Below are 24,642 nucleotides of genomic sequence, written 5' to 3'. Positions count from 1 at the left end.
GACGAGAGGCGGTCGACGATGACGGACAGCACCACGGCGAACGAGCCCGGCGAGCGGCAAGACCCGCCCGGCGTCGACGTGCGCGGTCTCGCGCAGTGGCTCGCCACGGAGCATCCGGAACTCCTCGACTCGGCCGACGCGCCGCTCGATGTGCGCCTCATCGCGGGCGGCCGCTCGAACCTCACCTACCGGGTCGACGGCGCCGCGCGCCCGCTCGTGCTTCGCCGCCCGCCGCTCGGGCACGTGCTCGCGAGTGCGCACGACATGTTCCGCGAGCACCGCGTGATCTCGGCCCTCGCGGGGACCGGCGTGCCGGTGCCGCCCGTCGTCGACGTCGTCGACGACACCGAGACGCAGCTCGTCACGGGCACCCCGTTCTTCGTCATGGAGTTCGTCGAGGGCCGCGTGCTCGCGAGCCGCACGCAGAACGCTGCGTTCAGCCCGGCGGGACTCGCGCGTCTCGGGGCGAACCTCGCCGAGACGCTCGCCGACCTGCACGCCGTCGACCCCGCCGCGGTCGGGCTCGAGTCGTTCGGCAAGCCCGAGGGCTACCTCGCGCGGCAGATGTCGACCTGGCACCGCCAGTACGAGGCATCCCGCTCGCGCGAACTGCCCGAACTCGACCGCCTGCTCGAAGCGCTCGGTGACCGGCTGCCCGAGAACCCACGCACGGGCATCGTGCACGGCGACTACCGCCTCGACAATGCGATCGTCGCGGGCGAGGGCGACGAGCCCCGCATCGTCGCCGTGCTCGACTGGGAGATGGCGACCCTCGGCGACCCGCTCGTCGACCTCGGCATGCTCGGCCTCTACTGGGGCATCGCCGACCTCCCCGGCGGCCGTGCGATCGCGCCGAGCGCGGTCGACGTCGAGGCGGGGCATCCGACCTTCGACGCGCTCGTCGCCGCCTACGCGGCCCGCGCGGGCATCGACGTGCCCGACCTCTCGTGGTATCGCGCGTTCGCGGCGGCGAAGCTCGCCGTCATCCTCGAGGGCATCCACCTGCGCTTCACGGCAGGCAAGACCGTCGGCGCTGGCTACGAGCACGTCAGCGCGCTCGTCGTGCCGCTCGCGAACGAGGGGCTCGCGCAGCTCGGGGCGGCGGTTCGCTGATGGAGTTCGCACCCGACCCCGCCACCGCCGACCTCGTCGAGCGCGTGCGCGCGTTCATCCACGACCGGGTGATCCCCGCCGAGGCGGTTCTCGAGGAGCAGCTCGCCGAGACGCCCGGCAAGTGGAACCTGCGCCCCATCGTGCGCGAGCTCCAGGCGTCGGCGCGTGAGCAGGGCCTCTGGAACCTGTTCTTGCCAGGTGAGGGCGGCGCGGGTCTCACGAACCTGCAGTATGCGCCCATCGCCGAGCTCACGGGATGGAGCCCCAAGCTCGGCCCGGTCTCGTTCAACTGCGCGGCGCCCGACACGGGCAACATGGAGCTCCTCGCCGAGTTCGGCACCGACGCGCAGAAGACGGAGTGGCTCGAGCCCCTGCTCGACGGGCGCATCCGCTCGGCGTTCTGCATGACCGAGCCTGACGTCGCGTCTTCCGACGCGACGAACATCGCGACCCGCATCGTGCGCGACGGCGACGAGTATGTGATCACGGGTCGCAAGTGGTGGTCGACGGGCGCGATGAATCCGGATGCCGCGATCTTCATCGTCATGGGCAAGACCGACGTGGATGCCCCGCGCCACCGCCAGCAGTCGATGATCCTCGTGCCGCGCGGCACCGAGGGCGTCGAGATCGTGCGGCCGCTCACGGTCTTCGGGTACGACGACCGCGACCACGGCGGGCACGCCGAGATCGTGTTCCACGACGTGCGCGTGCCGGCCGCGAACCTCATCGGCGGCGAGGGCGACGGATTCGCGATCGCGCAGGCCCGCCTCGGACCCGGACGCATCCACCACTGCATGCGCGCTCTCGGCATGGCCGAGCGGGCGCTCGCGCTCGTCGTTTCGCGCGCGAACGAGCGCGTCGCGTTCGGGCGGCCGATCGCCGAGCAGGGCGTCGTGCGGCAGTGGGTCGCCGAGTCGCGCATCCAGCTCGAAGCGCTTCGCCTGCTGGTCTTGAAGACCGCGTGGCTCATGGACACGGTCGGCAACCGCAAGGCCATGACCGAGATCCAGGCGATCAAGATCGCCGTGCCGCGAGCGGTGCAAGAGATCCTGGATCGCGCGATCCAGGTCTTCGGCGCCGCCGGGCTGTCGTCGGATGTCCCCGTCGCCGAGCTCTTCGCGGGCGCACGCGCCCTCCGGCTGGCCGACGGCCCAGACGAGGTGCACCTGAACGCCCTCGGCAAGGCCGAGCTCGGACGAGCCTGATCACGGCGCGGCCCTCGGCGGAAGCCCACGCGCGCGCCGGGTGCAGGGTGCCGACCTCGGCGACCTGCAACGCTCGACGTGCGAGCGCGGAAGGGTCTCTCAGCCGGCGCGCGGTGCCGGAGTGCCGCGTGGAATGAAGCACCTGCGATGCGCGCAGTCCGCATCGCGGAATCTTCAAGGCGCGGTGCCGGAGTGCCGCGGCTGTGTGGCCAGAAGGTACCTGCGCGCAGAGGGAGAACCGACAGGCAGGAGGCAACCCCCCGCAGGCGGGCGCGACGGTACGGCTACTCGACCGCCGGGGTCGGCCGCAGGCTCGCGAGGTACAGCTCGGCGAGCTCGCCTGCGACGGTGTCGGCGCTCTGCGGCCCCTCGGGGGAGTACCACTGGGCGAGGTAGTGCACGTCGCTGAAGAAGTGCGCGACGAGGAGCGCCTCGGGCACGTCGCTCCGGAACCGCCCCTCGGTGCGGCCGCGCCGAAGGATCGCGGCGAAGGCGTCGTGGTACGAGCGACGGCGGCGCGCGACCTCGGCGCGGCGCTCGGGACTCAACAGGTGCTGGCTCTGGAAGAACACGATTCCCTCGTCGAGGTGCTCGATCGAGGTCATGAGCACGTCTTCGCACACGGCGCGGAGCACGTCTTCGACGTCGCCGCCGCGCTCGACGATCGCATCGAGCCGCTCCTGCTGGAGGGCGAGAATGCGGTCGTAGATGCCGAAGAGCAGGTCGTCCTTCGACTGGAAGTAATGGTACATCGCGCCTTTGGTGACGCCCGCGGCCGCGACGATCTGCGCGACGCTCGTGGGCGCGTAGCCCTGAGCGGCGAACAGTTCGACCGCAGCCCGCGTGATCGACCCCGCGACATCCCCCCGGGTCATCCGCTCAGCCCATCGCCTTGACGCCGACGCCGCCGTCGATGACGAGCGTCTGGCCCGTGATCCACGCGGCGTCGTCGGAGAGGAGGAACGCGACCGGGCCGGCCACGTCGTCGGGCACGCCGAGACGCTCGAGCGGGTACTGTGCGGCGACCTCGGCCTCGCGGCCCTCGTAGAGCGCGGCGGCGAACACCGTCTTGACGACGGCGGGTGCGACGGCGTTGACACGCAGGCCGGGGGCGAGTTCGACGGCGAGCTGCATCGTGAGGTTCACGAGGGCGGCCTTCGAGATGCCGTAGAAGGCGATGCCCGGGCTCGCGGCGAGCGCTGAGACCGAGGAGAGGTTCACGACCGAGGTCGTGAGGCCCGCGGCGACGGCGTCGCGCGTCCACTCGAGGGTCGCGATGACGTTGACGTCGAGGATCTTGCGGGCGGCCGCGATGTCGACCGTCTGCAGCGGGCCGTAGATCGGGTTGATGCCCGCGTTGTTCACGAGGTGGTCGAGGCGGCCGTGGCGCTCCGCGATGTGGGCGTACACGGCGGCGCGGTGCTCGGCGTCGTCGGCGCGGCCCGCGACGGCGGAAGCTCGGGGGCCGAGCTCGGCGAGCGCCGCGTCGAGGCCCTCCTGCTTGCGGCCCGTGATGACGACCGAGCCGCCCTCGTCGACGAGCCGCTTGGCGATCGCGAGGCCGATGCCCCGGCTCGCACCCGTGATGAGGGCGACCTTGTTCTCGAAGCGCTGCACCGTTGCATCCTTTCGCGTGGTTCACCGGGGCGCTCAGGGGGCAAACCGTCCGGTCGGTTTGCACGATAGCACGCGGTCGGGGAGCCCAGCACCGCACATTCGTCCCGCTCCGCAGTTTGTCGGACATTCGTGTGTTTGTCGGACGTGGGAGCGCGCTCGTGTCCGACAAAGGCGCGAATGTCCGACAAACCGCGCGCGGGGCGCGCGGCTCAGTCCGCGACGCGGAAGCCCCGCGCGCCCGTGGGCTCGATCTCGGCACTCGAAAGCGAGGTGACGGATGCCCCGGGCGGACCCTCGTCGAACCACTCGAGCATCGACTCGACCGCGGCCGACTCTCCCTCAAGCTCGGCCTCGACCGCGCCGTCGGAGCGGTTGCGCACCCACCCCGACACTCCGAGCCGCTGCGCCTCGACGCGCGCGCTGAAGCGGAACCCCACCCCCTGCACGCGACCGTGCACGGTCACGTGAACGCGCACCATGGGGCGACGATACCGCCGCGAGTAGGATGCCCGCCATGGGGGAACTGCAGGACTACCTGGACGGCATCGACGGCCCCGACCGGGACGCGATCGACGCGATCTACGCACGCGCGAGGAACCTCGTGCCCGAGGCATCCGAAGGGCGAAGCTACGGCATGCCGGCCCTCCGGTACCGCGACTCGCCGCTCGTCGCCGTCATGCAGGCGAAGGCGCACCTCGGGCTCTACCCGTTCAGCCCCGCGGTCGTCGACGCCGTGTCGGGCGAACTCGACGGGTACTCGTTCTCGAAGGGCACGATCCGCTTCAGCGCGGAGCATCCGCTGCCCGTCGACCTCGTCGAGCGCATCGTGCTGATGCGGCGCGACGAGATCGACGCGGCAAAGGACAAGTAGCGGATGTCTCGCGCTACGCGATGCGGATGAGCTTCTTGTTGACGAACTCGTCGGCGCCGTATCGGCCCATCTCGCGGCCCGAACCGCTGCGCTTCACGCCGCCGAACGGCAGCTCGGGGCTGTCGGCGAGCACGATGTTGACGTAGACCATGCCGGCCTCGATCTTGTCGGCCACCCGCAGCGCCTGCTCGCGGTCCGTCGTGTAGAGGTACGATCCGAGGCCGAACGGGGTGTCGTTCGCGATGCGCACGGCGTCGTCTTCGTCGGCCGCGCGGAACACCTGTGCGACGGGCCCGAAGAACTCCTCCTTCGAGGCCGGGTTGTCGAGCGAGACATCCGTCAGCACCGTCGTCTGGAAGAACGCGCCGTCGCGCTGCCCGCCGTGGACGAGCTTCGCGCCGTGCTCGATCGCGCGCTTGACCTGCGCGTCGAGCCCCTCGGCGGCCTTGAGCGACGACAGCGGGCCGAGCGCCGTGTCGGACGACGTCGGGTCGCCCGTCTCGATCTCGGCGAGCTTCGCCGTGAACTTCTCGAGGAACGGCTCGTAGAGCGCGTCGGCGACGACGAACCGCTTGGGCGCGTTGCACGACTGGCCGTTGTTGTCGAGGCGCGCGTCGACGGCGTTCTGCACCGTCGCATCGAGGTCGTCGGTCGAGAGCACGATGAACGGATCGGAGCCGCCGAGCTCGAGCACGACCTTCTTGAGGTTCCGGCCCGCGATCTCGGCGACCTTCGCGCCGGCGCGCTCGGAGCCCGTGAGCGAGACGCCCTGCACGCGCGGGTCGGCGATGACCTGCTCGATCTGCTCGTGCGACGCGTAGAGGTTCGTGTAGGCGCCCGCCGGGAAGCCCGCGTCGAGGAAGATCTGTGCGATCGCCGCCGACGACTCGGGGCACTGCTCGGCGTGCTTCAGGAGGATCGTGTTGCCGATCACGAGGTTCGGCCCGGCGAAGCGGGCGACCTGGTAGTACGGGAAGTTCCACGGCATGATGCCGAGGAGCACGCCGAGCGGCGACTTCTTGACGTACGCCTCGCCCTCGCCCTCGAGCGCGATGGGCTCGTTCGCGGTGAACTCGTCGGCGTGGTCGGCGTAGTACTCGTAGATCGCGCCCGCGAAGTCGACCTCGCCGAGCGCCTGCTCGATGGGCTTGCCCATCTCGCGCACGGCGAGCTCGCCGAGTTCCTGCCGACGTTCGACGTGGAGCTCGCCGACGCGGCGGATGAGCGCGGCGCGTTCGGTCACGGTCGTCGTCGGGATCCAGTCGCGCTGGACGGCGTCGGCCGCGCCGATCGCCGCGACGAGTTCGTCGTCGGTCAAGGTCGGGTAGGTCTTGATCGTCTCTCCGGTAGCCGGATTGACCACGGCGTAGCTCATGAGGCTCCTTCTTCGACGGTGCATCGCGCTCGCCGAGGGCCGGCGGCGGTGCACACTGTGCCGACAGCCTACGGCTGCGGGCACCGCGAACGCATCGACGGGATGTCGCATCCGCGGCGTCGTTTCGACGCGCCGTACAGCGGGCGCGGTACGGGGAGACGCCGGCTGCGCCGCTCGGTATCGTCGAGGCATCCGGCTGGAAGGGGCCACCGTGACCGTCGCATCCCGCATCGACGAGGTCTTCGACCTCGATGCCCTGCTCGAAGCCGATGAACTCGCGTGGCGGAAGCGGGCGCGCGCGTTCACGCGGGAGCGCATCCTGCCCGTCATCGACGACGACTGGGAGCACGCGTACTTCCGCGCCGAGGTCGTGCCGGCGCTCGGCGAGGCGGGCTTCCTCGGCATGATGATAGAGGGGTACGGATGCGCCGGGGCCGGCCCCGTCTCGTACGGGCTCGTCGCGCACGAGCTCGAGGCCGGCGATTCGGGGTGGCGCACGCTCGTGTCGGTGCAGGGCTCGCTCGTCATGGGCGCCATCGCGCGCTACGGGAGCGACGACCAGAAGGAGGATCTGCTGCCCGGCATGGCCGCGGGCGAGATCCTCGGATGCTTCGCGCTCACCGAGCCCCAGGGCGGCAGCGATCCGGGGTCGATGCTGACGATCGCCCGCCGCGACGGCGACGAGTGGGTGCTCGAGGGGCGCAAGCGCTGGATCGGCTTGGCGTCGGTCGCCGACGTCGCGCTCGTGTGGGCGCGCGTCGTGGGCGAGGACGAGTCCGCTGAGCCCGTCGAAGCGGGCGGGCGCGCCGTGCGGGGGTTCCTCGTGCCGACTGAGACCGAGGGGTTCGAGGCGACGCCCATCGCGGGCAAGCTCTCGATGCGCGCGAGCGTGCAGTGCGACGTCGTGCTCGACCACGTGCGCGTACCCGACGCGGCGATGCTGCCCGACGCGATCGGCATGGCGGCGCCGTTCACGTGCCTGAACGACGCCCGTTACGGCATCGTGTGGGGCGCCATGGGTGCAGCGCGCGCGTGCCTGGATGCGGCGATCGAGCGGTCGGTGTCGCGGGAGGTCTTCGGCGGGCCGATCGGCGCCAAGCAGCTGACCCAGGCGAAGCTCGCCGACATGCTCGTCGAGTTCGAGAAGGGGATGCTCCTCGCCCTCCACCTCGGCAGGCTCAAGGCGCGCGGCGCGCTCACACCCGCGCAAGTGTCGGTCGGCAAGCTCAACGCCGTGCGCGAAGCGCTCGGGATCGTGCACACGGCGCGCACGATCCTCGGGGGAGACGGCATCACGGCGGCGTACCCCGTCATGCGGCACGCCGCGAACCTCGAGTCGGTGCGGACGTACGAGGGCACCGACGAGATGCACCAGCTCGTGCTCGGACGGGCGCTCACGGGGCTCAGCGCGTTCTGACGGGCGCGCGTGCCGACGCGGCACGCCACGGAACGTCACCCGATTGGGGGATGCATGCCGGACGTGATGGACTGTCATGTCGCTTCGGGGCAGCACCCTCGCCCCGAGGCATCCGAAGACCCCCATGAAGGAGCCTGTCCATGACCCGCGCTCGCCGCGTCCGCACCGTCCTCGGCCTCGCCGCCGCTTCCGTCGCGCTCGTCGCGCTGTCGGCGTGCTCGAACCTCGGCCCAGGCGGCGCCGTCGGCGGACCGGTCGAAGAGCCCGGCCTCGGACTCGTGAAGGACGGCACGCTCACGGTCGCGACCGAGGGCACCTACCGCCCGTTCAGCTACCACGACGAGGGCTCGGGCGACCTCGTGGGCTACGACGTCGAGGTCGCCGAGGCGGTCGCCGACAAGCTCGGCCTCGAGGTCGAGTTCCAGGAGACCCAGTGGGACGCGATCTTCGCGGGCCTCGACGCCGGTCGGTTCGACGTCATCGCCAACCAGGTCTCGATCAACGAAGAGCGCCAGGCGAAATACCTCTTCAGCCAGCCCTACACGGTCTCGCCGGGCGTCATCGTCGTGAAGGACGACTCGACCATCGCGAGCTTCGCAGATCTCTCGGGCAAGACGACCGCGCAGTCGCTCACGAGCAACTGGTACACCCTCGCGCAGGACTCGGGCGCGAACGTCGAAGCGGTCGAGGGCTGGGCGCAGGCCGTCGAACTCCTCCAGCAGGGTCGCGTCGACGCGACCGTCAACGACAAGCTCACCTACCTCGACTACGTGAAGACGAACGGCGCCTCGGGCCTCAAAATCGCCGCCGAGACCGACGACCCCTCGCTCAGCGCCCTGACCTTCACGAAAGACAAGACCGCCCTCGTCAAGCGGGTCGGCCAGGCGCTCGCCGAACTCTCCGAGGACGGCACGCTCGCCGCGCTCGGCGAGAAGTACTTCGGCGAAGACGTCTCCAAGTAATCTCGTGACGCGAACGCGGCCCGGCGCCCTTCGCGGCTCCGGGCTGCGTCCCGTTCTGGAAGGCGGTGGCCTGTGACATCCGGTTGGCAGCTGTTCCTCGACTCGTTCTGGCCGCTCTTCTGGGCCGGCATCACGGGGACGATCCCGCTCGCACTCGCGTCGTTCGCGATCGGACTCGTGCTCGCGCTCGGCGTCGCGCTCGCGCGCCTCTCGCGCATCCGGGTCGTGTCGTGGCTCGCGCGCGCGTACATCTCGATCATCCGCGGCACGCCGCTCCTCGTGCAGCTCTTCGTGATCTTCTACGGGCTGCCGAAGATCGGCGTGCTCATCGACCCGTGGCCGAGCGCGATCGCGGCGTTCTCGCTCAACGTGGGCGGCTACGCCGCCGAGGTGATCCGCGCCGCGATCCTGTCGGTGCCCAAGGGCCAGTGGGAGGCCGGGTACACGATCGGCATGTCGAACGCGCAGACGCTGCGGCGGATCATCCTGCCGCAAGCCGCGCGCGTGTCGGTGCCGCCGCTCTCGAACACCTTCATCTCGCTCGTGAAAGACACGTCGCTCGCCTCGCTCATCCTCGTGACCGAACTGTTCCGCAAGGCGCAGGAGATCGCGGCGTTCAGCCAGGAGTTCATGCTGATCTACCTCGAGGCGGCGCTCATCTACTGGATCTTCTGCCTCGCGCTGTCGGCCGGGCAGTCGCGCATCGAGAGGAGGCTCGACCGCTATGTCGCACACTGACGCATCGTCCGCGGTCGTGACCGTTCGCGGGCTCCGCAGGTCGTTCGGCGACCACGAGGTGCTGCGCGGCGTCGACCTCGACGTGCGCCGCGGCGAGGTCGTCGCGCTCATCGGTCCGAGCGGGTCGGGCAAGACGACCGTGCTCCGCTCGCTCAACGGGCTCGAGATCCCCGACGGCGGCACGGTCGCCTTCGCCGAGGGCCCGTTGGTCGATTTCGCCGCGGCAGTGGCGAGCGGACGCGGCGCGAGGGGCGGCCTGCCGAAGGCCGTGCGGTTCGCGATGCGCGACCGGTCGGCGATGGTGTTCCAGCACCACAACCTGTTCCCCCACATGACGGTCATCGAGAACGTCATCGAGGGGCCGGTCCACGTCAAGCGCGTGCCGAAGGCCGAGGCGATCGCACGCGCCGAAGGGCTGCTCGCGCGTGTCGGGCTCGCCGAGAAGCGCGACGCGTACCCGTTCGAGTTGTCGGGCGGGCAACAGCAGCGGGTCGGCATCGTGCGGGCGCTCGCGCTCCAACCCGACCTGCTCCTCTTCGACGAGCCGACGAGCGCGCTCGACCCCGAGCTGGTCGGCGAGGTGCTCGACGTCATCACCGAACTCGCCGACGAGGGCTGGACGATGGTCATCGTCACGCACGAGATCGGGTTCGCGCGTCAGGTCGCCGACGAGGTCGTGTTCCTCGACGGCGGCGTGATCGTCGAGCGCGGGGCGCCCGCCGAATTGCTGACGAATCCGAAAGAGGAGCGGACTCGGCGCTTCCTCGACCGGCTGCTGCGTCCGTTCGACTGACCGGGCGTAGCGTTGGGGGATGAGCCCGCGCGGATCGACCGTCGACGCGCGGGACGAGAGCGCGATCGGCCCGGATGTCTCGAGCGGCGCTCCTGCCGCGAGCACGCGTCCGCCCCGTGACATCCGCCGCGCCCGGCGCATGCTGGGCGTCTTCCGTCTCGCGATCGCCGCGCTCGAAGTCGTCGCGCTCTTCGGCAACTTCCAGTACGTGCTCGGGTTCCGCTTCTTCGCGACCTCGAACTTCTTCAGCTACTTCACGATCCAGTCGGCGTTCGCCGCCGTGGCGGTGCTGCTCGTCGCAGGGTGGACGGCCATCGCGCTGCCGCGCGACCCCGCGTGGCTCGGCGTCGTGCGCACGATGGTCACGGTGTACGTGCTCGTGTCGGGCATCGTGTTCGGCGTCATCGTGATGCAGGCGTCGACGCGCGACTACCGGGTCGATGTGCCGTGGAGCGACACGCTCCTGCACTTCGTCGTGCCGGGCCTCGCGCTCATCGCGTGGACGGTCGACAGCATCCTCGCGGTGAACCCCGCGGTGCCGTGGTCGACCGTCGGGTGGGTGCTCGTGTTCCCGTCGGTGTGGCTCGTGTACACGCTCGTGCGCGGCGAGGACGTCGGCTGGTATCCGTACTTCTTCCTCGACCAGACGCAGGTCGGCGGATGGCTCGGGGTCGCCCTCTACTGCCTCTTGTGCCTCGTGATCTTCGTGGCGATCACGAGCGTGCTGGTCTCAGTGAACCGGTGGCTCACCCTGAGGGGAGTCTTCGAGCGGCGGCGGTTCGACCGGCGACTCCGCCGGAAGGAACGGCCGGAGGTCTTCGAGCACGGCCGCGAGCGACTCGTCGTCGCTGAGCGCCTCGAGGCGCCCCGCGCGCTCGCCCGCGACGATGCCGACGAGCACGGGCTCGTCGTCGGCGAGGCCCACGTCGATCCACGCGTTCACGAGGCGGTCGAGGGCGGGGGCCGGCTCGTCTGCGTCGGGCGCGTCGCCCGTGGCGTCGTCGGATGCCTCGTCGCCCGCGCCGTCGGACGGATCGGCGACGACCGGCGGCGCCTCGACGGGCCCGACCACGGTGAGCACGTCGCGGGGGAGATCGCCGTCAGCCGGGGCATCCGACCGCCAGAACGCCTCGTCGAACCGCAGCCACACGAGATCGACCGCGCCCATGCCGAGCACCGAGATCGCGCGCTGATGCGCACGCGGCAGACGCGGCTCGAACTCGATCGTGTCGGTCTTCAGCACGCCGAGAGGGGCCGTGACGACGACGCGGTCGACGCGCAGCGACTCGCCTGTCTCGAACCGCAGGCTCACGCGGTCGCCTACGCGGGCGATGCGGCGGACGACGTTCGAGAGCGCGATGTCCGCCGAGGCCGCGAGCTCGTCGACGAGGCCGGCGAGCGGGGTGCGGGCGAGCTGCCGGCCCCGCTGGATGCGACCGAGGTCGAGACGCTTGGCCGAGAGCCGCTCGGGCTCGGCGGCGGTCGCGGGCACGATCGAGGTGCGAAGCGACCACTCGAGCCAGTCGGCGGGCGAGACGCCGTCGGCCTGGGGCTCGGTCGAGAGCGCGTCGGCGCCGGTCTGGGCGAGCGCCGAGGCGAGGCTCGTGTCGTACGGCGCCTCGTGCGCCCAGGTCGACGCGACCGCGAGGGCTTCGTCGCCGGTCGACTGCACGCCCACCCACTCGTGCGTCGGGGCGACGCGCGCCTCGGTCGGCGGCGCGACGGGCGTCGTCTCGACGCCGGCGTCGTCGAGGAGTCCGTCGAGGGCGCCGTCGCGGTCGACGAACGGCGAGCCGAGTTCGATCGTGCGCTCGAACGCGCCGTCGTCGACGGAGTGGATGCGGCCGCCGACCCGGTCGCGCGCCTCGACCACGACGACCTCGAGGTCGCGCGACGATCGCGAGAGCGCCCGTGCGGCGGCGAGGCCTGCGACGCCGGCGCCGACGATCGCGATGCGCTCGCCCCGCTGCGCCACGCGCATGATCTCGGAGGCCGCGCGCGCGCCCGACTCGAAGGCGCCCTGCACCGTGCCGGGCGCGTCCGTCGAGCACGCCTCGCCCGCGAACCAGATGCGGTCGTCGACGGGGGTCGCGAGCGTCTCGCGCAGCTCGGGCGTCGTGCCGACCTGGTCGAAGCTGAACGCGCCGCGTGCGTACGGGTCGGCGCTCCAGCGGGTGCGGCGGAACGCCGTCGGCTCGGGGATGCCGGGCGGCAGTGGCGTGGGCGTCGGGGTCGGAGTGGGGCTCGGCGTGGGCGTGCGCGTCGGCGTGGGGGTCGGCGCGGGCTCGGCCGTGCAGCTCGCGAGGACGACCGTCGCGACACCCGCGAGGGCCGCTGCGAGGAAGCCGCGTCGGGGGATGCCTTCGGCGGCGCCCTGCGAGTCCATGGGTTCAGGCTAGCCAGTGCGCAACGGGACCGCCCACCGGACGACCCGCGAGCTCCGGGTCGCGTCGTTCCCGTCAGTCCAGGCGGTCCTCGAGCTGGGACCGGGATCGGATGCCGAGCTTGCTGAAGATCTTGCCGAGGTGGTACTCGACCGTGCGGGCGCTGATGAAGAGCCGGGTGCCGATCTCGGGATTGCTGAGCCCGGATCGAGCGAGCTGCGCGATGTGCGCCTCCTGGGCGGTCAGCTCGCCCTGACGGCTCGGCGCGTGAATCCGGGTCCGCTCGCCGGCGGCCCGCAACTCGAGCCGGGCGCGCTCGGCGAACCCCGCCATCCCGATGGTCGTGAGCATCTCATGCGCCGCGCGAAGCTGAACCCGAGCGTCGGCGGGTCGACGCTCCCGGCGGAGCCACTCCCCGTAGAGGAGGCGCGCTCGAGCCGCGTCAGGACGGAGTCCGCCTCGATCGAGGTGCTCGATGGCTTCCTGAAAGGCGCGCTCCGCGTCGTCGTCCGTCGCGAGCAACGCGGCGCACCGAGCGACGATCCCTCGCGCCCAATCGGTGTCGATGCCGCGGGTCGTCGCACGCAGCCGTTCGAGGGCCTCCGCGGCCGTGTCATGCGCGCGGGCCCGGGTGGCCGCTTCGACGAGTTCCACGAGACCCCAGTTGCCGAGACCGAGATCCTCGGCGGAGTACGCCGTCGCGGTGACGGCGGCCTCGAGCGCGTCCTCATAGCGGCCGAGTCCGTTGTGGAGCAGGGCGACGGCCCACGATGTCGCGGTGATCGCGAGGCCCTCCCCGCGTCGGCGTGCGTCGGCGACGACGACCTCGGCGAGTCCGACGGCGTCGCGTCGGCCGAGGAACGCCTCGGCGGCGACCGCTCCGTACGATGCGAGGCTGCTCTGCGTCGCGCTGAGCGCGGCGGCCAGCTCCTCGAGGCAGGCATGCGCCTCGGGCATCCGACCCGACGTCAGGAGCGCGTAGATCCGGGCGGTGAGGGCCAGGCGGAGTTCGCTGAGCGCGCCCTGGTCGCGGCAGACCTCGACGTACCTCGCCGTCAACCGATCCCATGCGGGGGAGTTCCACAGGCCCGCAGCGGCGAAGGCCAGCAACGACAGCCAACGCGGATCGTCCGCGCTTGCGGAGTGCCCCACTCTGACGAGGACGTCGGCGAACGGAGGGAGCCGGCCGGCTCTCGTCCGGAGGATCGGAGCGAGCTCGCCGAAGGCCGCGTCGTCGGGCTCCGGCGCCGTCGGCGTCCTGGAGACCGCCGCGGCGGCGACGGCCGAGAGGTCGGCGTCGGGGTTGGCGAGGCGGCCGACGTAGACGGCGGCGCGCAACGCGTCGAGCATCGTCTCGCGGGTGAACTCGGGATCCAGCGGACCGCTCGCCTCCGCCGCTTCCAGAAGCATGGCGGGAACGCGCGCGTCGCGGTCTGCGGCGAACGCGAGCTGGGCGCGGAGCGCCCGGGCGCGGGCCAGTTCGACCTCGCCGTACGATTCGCCGTCGACGAGGTCGAGCAGGGCTCCGGCGTCCTCGAACGCACCGGCCGCGAGCTTCGCGCGTGCTGCCGCCAGCACCCTGCGGGCGCGGTCTGCGACGTCGGGCGTCAGGATCACCGCGCGCTCGAGGAAGGCTGCGGCGGCCGCGAGACCGCCGCGCGCGCGAGCACGGTCGGCCGAGCGTTCGAGCTCGGCGGCGACGCGCCCGTCGGGGCCGTCGGCTGCGGCCGCACGGTGCCACGCGCGTCGGTCGGGATCGGTCGCGGGGTTCGTGGCCGCGGCCAATGCGGCATGGGCGTTCCGCAGGTCGAGGCCGGTCGCGGACCGATGCGCCGCAGACCGGACGAGCGGATGACGGAATCGCACGCGCGCACCGAACTCGACGAGCTCGGCATCGGACACGGCCAGCGCCGATCGAGCCGGCACGCCGAGCACGGCCGCGGCGTTCCACAGCAGGATCGGATCGCCCGTCGGATCGACGGCGGCGAGGACGAGCAATCGTCTGCTCTCGTCGGGCAACGCGGCGATGCGGCGTGAGAAGGCCGCCGAGGCGCCGGTCTTCTCCGCGAAGGCGTCGGGCAGGCCGTACCCTCCGCTCAGGCGCGAGGCCGTGAGCTCTCGTGCGAGCTCGACGACGGCGAGCGGATTGCCGTCGGTGTCGACGAGGAGCTGCTCGCGGACCCGAGGATCGATCCGGCCTGCGAGCATCGAGTCGAGCAGTGCGCCTGCATCGGTCGGGTCGAGCGGCGCGAGGCCCAGTTGCGGCAGCCCGGCGAGCTCGTCTCCGACGCCTCGCGCACCGAAGACGATGCCGACGGACTCCGCGTCGAGCCGACGGGCGACGAATGCGATCAGCTGTGCAGACGCGTGATCGAGCCAGTGCTCGTCGTCCACGATGCAGAGGAGCGGTCGTTCCGTTCCCAGTTCCGCGAGCAGGCTGAGCAGGCCGAGCCCGACGAGGAGACGGTCGGGCGCCTTGCCCTCCCGGAGTCCCAGCGTGATGCGTAGCGCGTCGGCCTGAGGCGTCGGAATGGCCTCGAGCCGGCCGAGGTGGGGGGCGCAGAGCTGGTGGAGCGCGGCGAACGCGATCTCCATCTCGGATTGCACACCGCAGATCTCGATCACGCGGAAGTCGCTCGCGCGAGTCGTCAGACGGTGGAGGAGCGCGGTCTTCCCGACGCCCGGTTCGCCGGTCACGACGAGCGCACGACTGAAGCCTGCGCGGACCTCGTCGAGGAGCCGATCGAGCGCGGCGCTCTCGTCTTCGCGCCCGAGCAGGTTCACGGCGTGCCATCCGTCTTCGCCGACGTCGTCGACATGCGATCCAGCCTATTCGCCGGCGACCTGCCGGCGATGGGAGAACGTGGCTGGGGAGTCCCTGATGCGCCCGCGGGGATGCGTCGATGAGCATGGGCGGCAAGCGGCCGCCGCGGAGAGTCGGCACGGCCGTTCGACCGATCATCACCGTCGTCCGAAGGAGAGATCCCATGTCAAACACCTCGATGCCCACCGTCGTCCTCGTCCACGGAGCATTCGCCGACGCGTCCGGCTTCGCCGCGATCGTTCGAGAGCTGAGCTCGACCGGTGCGACCGTGCTCGCCCCGCCGAACCCGTTGCGGGGCCTCGGCGGCGACGCCGCCGCGGTGCGCGCGGTGGTGAGCGCGATCGACGGTCCGGTGCTGCTCGTCGGCCATTCCTACGGCGGCGCCGTGATCAGCCAGGCCTCCGCGGGGCTGCCGAACGTGGCAGGGCTCGTCTACCTGGCGGCGTTCGCACCCGACGTCGGCGAGAGCTGCGCGAGCGCGACCGCCCCCTTCCCGCCGTCGCTGCTCGCGACCACGGTGCGGCCGACCGCCTACGACGCGCCCGGCGCTGCGGGCGGCCCCGACCTGCTCATCAGTCGCGACGGGTTCCGCGAGACCTTCTGCGCCGACGTGCCCGTCGACCTGTCGGAGGTCATGTTCGCGACCCAGCGGCCGCTCGCCGCGGCGGCGTTCACCGAGAACGCGACCGCGGCGGGCTGGCGCGAGCACCGCACGTGGTACCAGGTGGCGGCTCGCGACCAGGCCATCTCGCCCGATGCCGAACGTTTCATGGCGGAGCGGATGGGTGCCGTGGTCGAGGAGATCGACGGGTCGCACACGGCGTTCATCTCGCAGCCGGTTCGGGTCGCATCGTTCATCGCCGGTGCGCTCGCGGCCGTGTGAACGGCGCGCGGGACGGGACATCCGTTTACTTGCTATTGACAAGTGCACTTGCAAAGAGCAAGCTGAACGTGCAACCCGGGAACGAACGACACCGACGACGATCGCTGGAGGCGACCATGACGTACATCTTCGTGAACCTGCCCACGACCGACCTCGACCGGGCCAAGGAGTTCTACACGGCCCTCGGGTTCGGCATCAACCCGCTCTTCACCGACGACAACGCCGCGTGCGTCGTCGTCGACGACAACATCATGTTCATGATCGTCACCCGCGAGTACTTCCAGACGTTCACCGACAAGCAGGTGGTCGACCCGAAGACGCACGCGCAGGCGCTCACGGCCCTCACGTGCGACTCGCGCGAAGCGGTCGACGAGGTCGCCGCGAAGGCGCTCGCCGCGGGCGGAGCCCAGCCGCGCGAGACGCAAGACCTGGGGTTCATGTACTCGCGGTCGCTCGAAGACCCCGACGGCAACACCCTCGAGTTCCTCTACATGGAGCCGTCGGCCGTCGAACAGGGCCCCGACGCGTACCTCGCCGAGCAGGGCGCCGGCTCGCAGGCCTCGGCCTGATCGGGCCGGAATGGGGGCACGTGCGCCGCGAGGGTTCGGGCAGTACTCCGGTACCGCCCGGGCCCTCGAGCGCGTCGGCGAGCGTTGGTCGCTCCTCATCCTGCGCGACCTCCTGCAGGGCGCCCGGCGGTACGGCGACCTCAAGGCCTCGCTCCCGCGCATCCCGACGAACATCCTGAGCGACCGCCTGCGCGAGCTGCAGGAGGCCGGGCTCCTGCGCCGCGTGCCCGTGGTGCGCGGCGGCTACGAGCTCACCCCGCTCGGGCGCGCGCTCGAGCCGGTCATCGTGGAGCTCGAACGGTGGGGCTGGTCGTCGCTCCGCGAGGCCGGCGAGGGCGAGACGATGAGCGGCGACGCGCTCGCGCATTCGCTGCGAGCGGCGTTCCGGGCGGATGCCGCGGGGTCGCTGCCGCCCACGGAGTACGTGTTGCACGTGGGCGGCGCGTCGGTCGCCGCGATCGTCGCCGGCGGCGCGCTCGACGTCGTGCCCGTCGGGCCGGGGTCGGTGCAGGCGCCCGCGAACCGGCGCATGGGCACGCCGCAGCCCGAGGCGATCCTCGAGCTCGTGCTCGACCCCGAGACGCTCCGCGACCTGTTGTCGGGCGCGATCGACCCGGTGGCCGACCCCGCGGCAGTGCCGGTGCTCGCGGGGCGGCCCGAGTTCGTCGTGCGGTTCTGTCGCACGTTCCGCATCGAGCCCGTGGGGCCCGAGACATCCGGGGCTGTCGCTGCGACGCAGTCCGTCGCCTAAGCGGAGGCGTGCGCGCCGACGGGGGACGACTCCCATTCGACGCTGTCGGCGCGGTACCAGTTCCAGCCGCGGCGCGACCAGACGGCCGACTGCGGCGCGAGCCGCGCACGGTAGTCGTCCCAGTCGGTCGCGCCCGCGGTCGCCCAGCCCTTCTCGGCGAGGCCGGGGAGGCGGGGCAGGAGCAGCAGTTCGAGGTCGTCCCGTCCGGTGACGGTCTCGCACCAGACGGCGCCCTCGACGCCCGCGACCTGGTCTTCGTCCGTGACGTGGGCGACGTCGGCGACGGGATCCCACTCGACGCCTCGGCGCACCGACTGCGGCGGGTAGAACGGCATGCCCAGACGCGCGCGCACGGCGTTCTGCGCGGGGTCGGTCGACGCATCCCCGAACGGCGAGTCGAAGTACAGGCGTTGCGTCGGCGACACGATGAGACGGTTGCGCTGGGCGAGGGCGCGCGGGACGTCGGTCACCGCGGCGCGCAGGTTCGCGCCGAGCACCTCGAGAAGCGGCTCGGGAACACGGCCGCGCAAGACCTCGACCGCCTGGGGCGGTGTGTCGATCCAGTGCTGGACGAGCACGTCGTCGCCGAGGTCGGCGCGTGCCGCCTCCTGCCAGCCGACGGCCTTCCGCCCACGTTCGCGGACGAGTTCGACGGCCCGCGCGACGAAGGCCGCGTGGTCGGCTTCGTCCATGCCGAAGGCCTCGTCGCCGCCGATGTGCAGATACGCGCTCTGCGGGAACTGGGGGATGACGGCGTCGAGTACGTCTTCGACGAACCGCCAGACCTCGGGGCGGGCGGGGTCGAGCGTGCCGATGGCGACGGGGAGTCCCTCGATCGCCAGGTCGGGGCCTGCGAGGCGAGGCGCGAGTTCGGGGTACGACGCGAAGATCGCGGCCGCGTGGCCCGGCATGTCGATCTCGGGCACGAGGGTCACGAACCGGTCGGCCGCGTAGGCGACGAGGCCCGCGATGTCGTCGACCGAGAAGTACCCGCCCGGTCGTTCGCCGACCGCGCCCGTGGCGCCGACCTCCGTGAGCGCGGGGCGCGAGGGCACTTCGATGCGCCAGCCCTGGTCGTCGGTGAGGTGGAGGTGCAGCACGTTGAGCTTGTAGAGCGACAGCATGTCGAGCACGCGCTCGACGCTCTCGACGTCGTGGAAGGTGCGCGCCGTGTCGAGCGTCAGGCTGCGCCACGCGAAGCGGGGGCCGTCGAGGAGACGCACGGCCGAGAGCTCGGCTGCGCCGCCGGATGCCGCGGCCGCGACGAGCTGACGGAGGCTCGTGAGTCCTCGGTGCACCGCCTCGGGGGTCGGGCCCCAGACGAGCACGCGCTCGGGCGAGACATCCACGCCGTGACGCTCGTCGGCCGCCTCGGCCGAGGCGCCGTCCGCGCGGACGCCGCCCGCGAGGGCGACACCCTCGAGCCCGGTGTCGCCGAGGAGGATGCGCACCGCGAGCGCGTCGCCCGGGTCAGCGGCGCCGGCGGACTCGATGACGGATGCCTCGATGCCCGTGTCTGCGGCGACGTCGGCCGCGAACCGCCGTGCGACGGCGGCGAGCGCGGGCGACTCGACGACGATCGGGGTGGAGGCGGCGAAGGTGAATCCGCCGCTCGGGTCGCCGTCGACGACGGCGGGGGCGGGAATGATCTGCGGTGCGGTCGTCATCGTGATCACCGCACCGACTTGATGGGGATGATGCAGGCCGCGCCGATGATCGCGAGCACGAGACCGAGCGGGAAGATCGGGGCGTAGGTGCCGAACGCCAAGACGATGAAGCTGCCGAGGAAGGGTCCGAGCGACTGCGGGAGCGTCGCCGCGATGTTGAGCACGCCGAGGTCCTTCGCGAAGGTGTCCTTCGACGGCAGGAGCTCGCTCATGAGTGCGGCGTCCACCGCGAGGTAGGTGCCGAAGCCGAAGCCCGCGATGCCGACGTAGAGGAACATGCCGAGCAAGGTCGGCAGGACGAAGGGGATCACCATGCCGACGCCCATGATGAGCGCCGCCGCGATGACGAGCGGCTTGCGCCGGCCCATGCGGTCGGAGAGCGGACCCGAGATGACGAGGGCGATGAGCGAGGTGACGAGCACGACGAGGCTCAGCTTCGGCACGTTGTCGACCGCCTCATCGCCGAGGCCGATGTAGTCCTGGAGGATGTACAGCGAGAAGCCGTGGATGAGGAAGTACCCCGTGAAGAGGGTGATGCGGCCCCAGAACCCCCAGGCGAAGTCGGGGTGCTTGCGCGGACTGACCCAGAACGACTTGAGGAAGAGGACGAGCGAGAACGGCTCGTTGACCGCGTCCTTCGACGACGTGTCGGGCGCGAGCACGACGAACAGCGCGACCATGACGAGGAGCACGCCCGGGAGGATGAGGTATCCCGACGGGATGTCGTCGGCCATGACCGCGCCGTAGATCGAGCCGCCGAGGATGCCGACCATGAGGCCGATGCCCGAGAGCGCCGAGAACGCGCCGCGTGCGGCGACCGGCACCCGCTCGGGCAGCAGGGCCGTGAGCGGGCTGATGATGAAGTTGATGACGATCTGGATCATGATCCAGCCGATGGCGAGCTGGATGATGCTGTTCGAGATGCCCATGAAGACGAGCGCGAGGCCGGTGAGCAGTGCGCCGGCGACGATCCACGGGGTACGGCGGCCGAAGCGCGAGCGAGTGCGGTCGGAGAGCAGGCCGATCACGGGGCTCGAGATGAGCGAGACGGCACCGCCGATGCCCGTGATGATGCCGAGGTTCAGCTCCTTGCCGGCGGGGTCGATCGACTGGAGCTGCAAAGGCAGGAACACGCCGGGGACGGCGCCCACGAGCGTGTAGATGACAATGTTGAGTGGTGCGATGAGGCCGAACAACCGCTTGAGCGGCTTGGAGAGCTTCGGCCGCTCGGGCGAGGACGACGTCGGGGTTGCGTCGAGAGTCGGGTTCGGCATTGAACGGGCACCTTATCTAACAGGGGTAAGATAGCGGAGATCATACGGTGGGCGCGGAGAATGCACAACTCGATCATCGGAGGGCGTCGATGGAACGCACACGGCGGCGGCTGTCCCCCGAGGCCCGACGGGCCGAGATCCTCGCGGTCACGCAGGCGGCGATCGTCGAGGTCGGCTATCGGTCCCTCAGCCTTCGCGAGATCGCGCGCCGATGCGACATGTCGACGCCGGGGCTCATGCACTACTTCTCCGACCTGCCGACGCTTCTCGCGGCCGTGCTCGAGCGCCGCGATCAGCTCGACCAGGCCGCGATCATCGAGCGGGTGCCCGGTGCCACGCTGCTCGAGACGCTCGACGAAGTGTGGCGGTACTACAACGAACGCGCCGACGAGGTGCGGAGCTTCGACGCGCTCGAAGCCGAGGCGCTCGACCCGGGGCATCCCGCGCACGCCTACTTCCTTCGCCGCGACGCCCGGATCTTCGCGATCCTCGGCGAGATCATCGAGCGTGAGTTCGCCGACCCCGAGACCGTTTCCCGACTGGTCCGTCTCCTGCTCGCCGGTGAGCGGGTGAGCCGCTTGCTCGACAGCGGGCTCGACGTCGCGAACGACTGGGCGGTCATCGAGCGGGTGATCGACGCGCAGCCGCGGCGGGTCGAACGCGAGTCCGACTGAAAACCCGCGCCCACAGGGTTTTCAGGTACGGTGTACCGGTCAACGATGCCGTGCTCCCCGATCGAATCGGGCTCGCAGCCCGACAACGACTACGAAGGAGTACACATGACCGTCCGTCCATCCGCCCCCGCGTTCCCCGAAGGCTTCCTCTGGGGCGCGTCCACCGCGGCCCACCAGATCGAGGGCAACAACACCGCGAGCGACTGGTGGCACTTCGAGCACTCGGGGTCCGGGTTCGTCTCGGAGCCGAGCGGCGACGCCGTGGACAGCTTCCACCGTTGGCCCGAAGACATGGACCTTCTCGTCGGAGCCGGGTTCACCGACTACCGCTTCAGCATCGAGTGGGCCCGCATCGAGCCCGCTCCGGGCGAATTCTCGGCCGCGATGATCGAGCACTACCGCGCGATGGTGCAGGGCGCACTGCGTCGCGGGCTGCGCCCGCTCGTCACGCTCCACCACTTCACCGCCCCGCTCTGGTTCACGGCCCGCGGCGGCTGGACCGCAGAGGGCGCGACCGAGCTCTTCGTCCGCTACCTGGACCGGATCGCCCCGATCCTCGACGCGGGCGTCGAGCACATCTGCACCATCAACGAGCCCAACATGGTCGCGATCATGGCGAGCCTGCGGAAGCAGGGCGCCGGAACCGACGCCTTCACGACCGGCGGCCTCCCGACGCCCGACCTCGAGACCGGCGAGGCGCTCATCCGCGCCCACCACGCGGCCCGGCAGTTGCTGCGTGCCAAGCACCCGGGCGCGAAGATCGGATGGTCCCTGTCGCTGCAGGACGTCCAGGCCGAGCCCGGGGCCGAAGCGGCCGCAGCCGAGTACGCGCGACCGCGCCAGACGGTCTTCGTCGAGGCTGCGGCAGGCGACGACTGGATCGGCGTGCAGACGTACACGCGCATCGTCGTCGGCGAAGACGACGGCGCGCCTGTCGCCCGCCCGGTCCCCGACGACGCGCAGCGCACGATCACGGGCTGGGAGTACTACCCGCCCGCGCTCGGCGGCGCTGTGCGCGAGGCGGCCCGCGTGCTGCCCGACACGCCCGTCATCGTCACCGAGAACGGCATCGCGACGAGCGACGACGACGAGCGCATCGAGTACACCGCGGGCGCGCTGCAGTCCCTGAAGTCGGCGATCGACGACGGCATCCGCGTGGACGGCTACTTCCACTGGACCCTCCTCGACAACTACGAGTGGGGTCACTACGGGCCGACCTTCGGCCTCATCGCCGTCGACCGTCAGACGTTCGTGCGCACGCCGAAGCCGTCGCTCGCCTGGCTCGGCGCCGTGAGCCGCGGCGCCGACGAGATCGTCGCGGCGTAACCGCCTTCGGAGTGGGACGGCGCGTGCGCCGTCCCACTCCTCAGCGCGCGAGCCGCGGCGGAGTGTCGGCGGCGAACACGAGCTCGATGAGCTCGACGACGGAGCCGCTGAGGTCGAAGTCCTGGTCGAGCAGCCATTGCGCCTGCAGCCCGTCGACGGCGCCCACGAGGATGCGCGCCGCCCACTCGCTGTACTCGGTCGACATGCCGAGTTCGCGGAGGTATGCGGAGAGGCGCTCGCGGAGCACGCGGAAGCGCGCGACGAAGTACTCGTGCGCGGGGTGCCCGGCATCGGTCGCGGCGGCCGAGAGATCGACGTAGAGCCGCAAGAGCCCGGGAGTGCTCATGTTGTGGGTCATCACCCGCTCGACGGCGGCGACGAAGTCGGCGGGTTCGGCGGGTTCGACGCCCGACTCGATGGCGTCGATGCGGTCGCGCTCGGCGAGCACGCTCACGAGCAACTCGTCGCGGCTCGGGAAGTAGTGGCTGAGGCCCTTCTCGCTGAGCCCGACGGCGTCGGCGATCGCCTTGAACGTCGGCGGCGCCTCGGTCGAGGCGTAGAGCGACAGCGCGGCGTCGACGATCCTGCCGCGCATCGCGACGCCCTTGGCGTAGGGGCCGCGGCGTTCGGGGGTCATCCCTCCACGGTAGCCGGGTTCAGGCGTAGGCCCCGTCAGTCGGTCCCTCTCGGCGCGTGCGCCTCGAGGAACTGGAACACCTCGGTCTGGTCGACGCCCGGGAACGTGCCCGTCGGCAGTGCCGCGAGGAGCGACGTGGGCGTGCGCGCGGCCGGCCACGAGGCATCCGCCCATTTGTCGGCGAGTCCCGTCGGAGCCTGGCAGCACGACGGATCGGGGCAGCGCGACACCGCACGATGCGGTGTCTCGCGGCCGCGGAACCACTTGACGTGCTCGAACGGCACGCCCACCGACACCGAGTACTCGCCCTCCTTCGCCTTCTCGATGCGCGACGTGCACCAGAACGTGCCCGACGGGGTGTCGGTGTACTGGTACCAGGGGCTGTAGCGGTCTTCGACGTCGAACACCGTGCGGGCCGTCCAGTTGCGGCACATCGTCGTGCCCTCGATCGCGCCGAGCGCATCCGACGGGAAGCGCACCCGGTCGTTCTCGTACGCCTTGATGATCGTGCCCGACTCGTGCACCTTCGTGAAGTGCACGGGGATGTCGAGGCGAGAGGTCGCGAGGTTCGTGAACCGGTGCGCGGCGGTCTCGTACGAGACGGCGAAATGGTCGCGCAGGTCTTCCATCGAGATGCGGCGCAGATTCTTCGCCTCGGTGAGGAAGCGCACGGTCGCCTGCTCGGGCAGGAGGATCGCGGCCGTCAGGTAGTTCGTCTCGATGCGCTGACGCAGGAAGTCGGCGTAGCTCTTGGGCTCCTCGTGGCCGAGCACGTGCGACGCGAGCGCCTGCAGGATCGGCGAGCGCGAGTCGCGCGACGCCGACAGCTGGGTCGGCAGGTAGATGCGGCCGTTGCGCTTGTCGGTCACCGAGCGCGTCGAGTGCGGCAGGTCGCCGACGTAGTGCAGCGAGTAGCCGAGCAGCGCGGCGCCGTCGGCGACGAGCTGGTGCGAGACCGGGCCGCCCGTATGGCCGACGGCCTCGAGGAGCTCGGCGGCCTTCTGCTCGAGCTCGGGGAAGAAGTTGTCGCGTGCGCGCATCTCGGCGCGCAGTTCGGCGTTGGCCCGGCGCGCCTCTTCGGGCGTCGCCGCGCGCTCGCGGTGCAGGCGCTCGATCTCGTGGTGCAGGGCGAGGATCGTCTCGAGGGTCTGGTCGGTCATGGTCTTCGCGACGCGGAACGCGGGCAGCCCGAGCGCCGAGAACACCGGCCCCCGCTGCGCGCGCTCGACGGCGATCTCGAGCGCCGCGCGCTCGGACGGCGCGTCGGGCCGCAGCAGTTCGTCGGCCGTCGTGCCGAGGGCGAGCGCGATCGTGCGGAGCATCGACAGGCGCGGCTCGCGCTTGCCGTTCTCGATCGCCGACACCTGCGACGGCGCGCGATCGATCGCCTGGGCGAGTTCGCCGAGCGTGAGGCCGCGTGCGACGCGGCGTTCGCGGATGCGCCGGCCGAGCGTGAGGGCGTCGACCTCGGTCTCGTCGGGCTCCGCGGCGGGCGCGGCGAGGGCGGCGGCGAGGGACGCGGCATGCGAGGCGCGTGGCGTTCGATCGGCGGTGACCATGCC

General features: G+C 71.2%; 22 protein-coding genes and 1 pseudogene. 13 read left to right on the top strand and 10 right to left on the bottom strand.

The window, feature by feature from the left end; all coding sequences use genetic code 11:
- The first annotated feature begins 18 nt into the window (after positions 1-18).
- Both ET445_RS01320 and ET445_RS01315 read left to right on the top strand, forming a co-directional pair.
- Positions 19-1,113 (top strand): phosphotransferase family protein, encoded by a 1,095-nt coding sequence (locus ET445_RS01320; protein WP_129188131.1) that lies wholly within the window; start codon positions 19-21, stop codon positions 1,111-1,113.
- Entirely contained in the window at positions 1,113-2,318 is a 1,206-nt protein-coding gene (locus ET445_RS01315; protein ID WP_129188129.1) for an acyl-CoA dehydrogenase family protein, read from the top strand. The genes ET445_RS01320 and ET445_RS01315 overlap by 1 nt, the downstream gene beginning before the upstream one ends.
- 284 nt (positions 2,319-2,602) lie before the next feature.
- Here the strand turns inward: ET445_RS01315 and ET445_RS01310 are convergent, their stop codons facing one another.
- From ET445_RS01310 to ET445_RS01300, 3 genes are all read right to left on the bottom strand, one after another.
- Positions 2,603-3,193: a TetR/AcrR family transcriptional regulator gene (locus ET445_RS01310; protein WP_129188127.1), complete on the bottom strand. Its 591-nt coding sequence runs from the start codon at positions 3,191-3,193 to the stop codon at positions 2,603-2,605.
- Between the two features lie 4 nt (positions 3,194-3,197).
- Positions 3,198-3,935: an SDR family oxidoreductase gene (locus ET445_RS01305; protein WP_129188125.1), complete on the bottom strand. Its 738-nt coding sequence runs from the start codon at positions 3,933-3,935 to the stop codon at positions 3,198-3,200.
- Between the two features lie 209 nt (positions 3,936-4,144).
- The gene (locus ET445_RS01300; protein WP_129188124.1) at positions 4,145-4,414 is read right to left on the bottom strand and encodes an acylphosphatase; all 270 of its coding nucleotides are present in this window, start codon (positions 4,412-4,414) and stop codon (positions 4,145-4,147) included.
- A 35-nt stretch (positions 4,415-4,449) separates the two neighbouring features.
- On the opposite strand from ET445_RS01300, the gene ET445_RS01295 reads away from it, so the two are divergent.
- A complete protein-coding gene (locus ET445_RS01295) occupies positions 4,450-4,806 on the top strand; it encodes an iron chaperone (protein WP_129188122.1) in 357 nt (118 codons plus the stop codon).
- Between the two features lie 13 nt (positions 4,807-4,819).
- On the opposite strand, the gene ET445_RS01290 is transcribed toward ET445_RS01295, so the two are convergent.
- A complete protein-coding gene (locus ET445_RS01290) occupies positions 4,820-6,181 on the bottom strand; it encodes an NAD-dependent succinate-semialdehyde dehydrogenase (RefSeq protein ID WP_129188120.1) in 1,362 nt (453 codons plus the stop codon).
- Positions 6,182-6,392: 211 nt separating this feature from the next.
- Between ET445_RS01290 and ET445_RS01285 the strand changes: the two genes are divergently transcribed.
- The 5 genes and pseudogenes from ET445_RS01285 to ET445_RS18550 all read left to right on the top strand — a co-directional run.
- A complete protein-coding gene (locus ET445_RS01285; protein ID WP_129188118.1) occupies positions 6,393-7,598 on the top strand; it encodes an acyl-CoA dehydrogenase family protein in 1,206 nt (401 codons plus the stop codon).
- A 140-nt stretch (positions 7,599-7,738) separates the two neighbouring features.
- On the top strand, positions 7,739-8,560 hold the full coding sequence (locus tag ET445_RS17500) for an amino acid ABC transporter substrate-binding protein (RefSeq protein WP_129188117.1): 822 nt from the start codon (positions 7,739-7,741) through the stop codon (positions 8,558-8,560).
- A 72-nt stretch (positions 8,561-8,632) separates the two neighbouring features.
- The gene (locus ET445_RS17495) at positions 8,633-9,298 is read left to right on the top strand and encodes an amino acid ABC transporter permease (protein ID WP_208008490.1); all 666 of its coding nucleotides are present in this window, start codon (positions 8,633-8,635) and stop codon (positions 9,296-9,298) included.
- On the top strand, positions 9,285-10,091 hold the full coding sequence (locus ET445_RS01270; RefSeq protein ID WP_129188115.1) for an amino acid ABC transporter ATP-binding protein: 807 nt from the start codon (positions 9,285-9,287) through the stop codon (positions 10,089-10,091). The genes ET445_RS17495 and ET445_RS01270 overlap by 14 nt, the downstream gene beginning before the upstream one ends.
- A gap of 19 nt (positions 10,092-10,110) precedes the next feature.
- A pseudogene (locus ET445_RS18550) lies at positions 10,111-10,773 on the top strand (Pr6Pr family membrane protein); the annotation flags it as partial.
- 48 nt (positions 10,774-10,821) lie between these two features.
- Here the strand turns inward: ET445_RS18550 and ET445_RS01265 are convergent.
- Positions 10,822-12,477: a flavin monoamine oxidase family protein gene (locus tag ET445_RS01265; RefSeq protein WP_129188113.1), complete on the bottom strand. Its 1,656-nt coding sequence runs from the start codon at positions 12,475-12,477 to the stop codon at positions 10,822-10,824.
- A gap of 73 nt (positions 12,478-12,550) precedes the next feature.
- On the bottom strand, positions 12,551-15,259 hold the full coding sequence (locus ET445_RS01260) for a helix-turn-helix transcriptional regulator (RefSeq protein ID WP_129188111.1): 2,709 nt from the start codon (positions 15,257-15,259) through the stop codon (positions 12,551-12,553).
- Positions 15,260-15,462: 203 nt separating this feature from the next.
- Between ET445_RS01260 and ET445_RS01255 the strand changes: the two genes are divergently transcribed.
- From ET445_RS01255 to ET445_RS01245, 3 genes are all read left to right on the top strand, one after another.
- The gene (locus ET445_RS01255; RefSeq protein ID WP_129188109.1) at positions 15,463-16,182 is read left to right on the top strand and encodes an alpha/beta hydrolase; all 720 of its coding nucleotides are present in this window, start codon (positions 15,463-15,465) and stop codon (positions 16,180-16,182) included.
- Between the two features lie 116 nt (positions 16,183-16,298).
- The gene (locus ET445_RS01250) at positions 16,299-16,751 is read left to right on the top strand and encodes a VOC family protein (RefSeq protein WP_129188107.1); all 453 of its coding nucleotides are present in this window, start codon (positions 16,299-16,301) and stop codon (positions 16,749-16,751) included.
- A gap of 10 nt (positions 16,752-16,761) precedes the next feature.
- Complete coding sequence (locus tag ET445_RS01245; protein ID WP_129188106.1) at positions 16,762-17,502, top strand: winged helix-turn-helix transcriptional regulator; 741 nt, start codon at positions 16,762-16,764, stop codon at positions 17,500-17,502.
- On the opposite strand, the gene ET445_RS01240 is transcribed toward ET445_RS01245, so the two are convergent.
- Both ET445_RS01240 and ET445_RS01235 read right to left on the bottom strand, forming a co-directional pair.
- Positions 17,499-19,169 (bottom strand): family 20 glycosylhydrolase, encoded by a 1,671-nt coding sequence (locus ET445_RS01240; RefSeq protein ID WP_129188104.1) that lies wholly within the window; start codon positions 19,167-19,169, stop codon positions 17,499-17,501. The genes ET445_RS01245 and ET445_RS01240 overlap by 4 nt on opposite strands.
- Before the next feature lie 5 nt (positions 19,170-19,174).
- Positions 19,175-20,443 carry an MFS transporter gene (locus ET445_RS01235; RefSeq protein WP_129188102.1) on the bottom strand — a complete coding sequence of 423 codons (1,269 nt, stop codon included), beginning with the start codon at positions 20,441-20,443 and terminating at the stop codon, positions 19,175-19,177.
- A gap of 89 nt (positions 20,444-20,532) precedes the next feature.
- Between ET445_RS01235 and ET445_RS01230 the strand changes: the two genes are divergently transcribed.
- Positions 20,533-21,117 (top strand): TetR/AcrR family transcriptional regulator, encoded by a 585-nt coding sequence (locus tag ET445_RS01230; protein ID WP_129188100.1) that lies wholly within the window; start codon positions 20,533-20,535, stop codon positions 21,115-21,117.
- A gap of 105 nt (positions 21,118-21,222) precedes the next feature.
- On the top strand, positions 21,223-22,443 hold the full coding sequence (locus tag ET445_RS01225) for a glycoside hydrolase family 1 protein (RefSeq protein WP_129188098.1): 1,221 nt from the start codon (positions 21,223-21,225) through the stop codon (positions 22,441-22,443).
- Between the two features lie 40 nt (positions 22,444-22,483).
- Here ET445_RS01225 and ET445_RS01220 read toward each other — a convergent pair whose 3' ends face one another.
- Complete coding sequence (locus ET445_RS01220) at positions 22,484-23,080, bottom strand: TetR family transcriptional regulator (protein ID WP_129188096.1); 597 nt, start codon at positions 23,078-23,080, stop codon at positions 22,484-22,486.
- A 35-nt stretch (positions 23,081-23,115) separates the two neighbouring features.
- Positions 23,116-24,639 (bottom strand): XRE family transcriptional regulator, encoded by a 1,524-nt coding sequence (locus tag ET445_RS01215; protein WP_129188094.1) that lies wholly within the window; start codon positions 24,637-24,639, stop codon positions 23,116-23,118.
- Positions 24,640-24,642: the final 3 nt, after the last annotated feature.

It is taken from the genome of Agromyces protaetiae, assembly GCF_004135405.1.
Lineage (GTDB): Bacteria > Actinomycetota > Actinomycetes > Actinomycetales > Microbacteriaceae > Agromyces > Agromyces protaetiae.
This window is presented reverse-complemented; position numbering and strand designations above follow the sequence as displayed.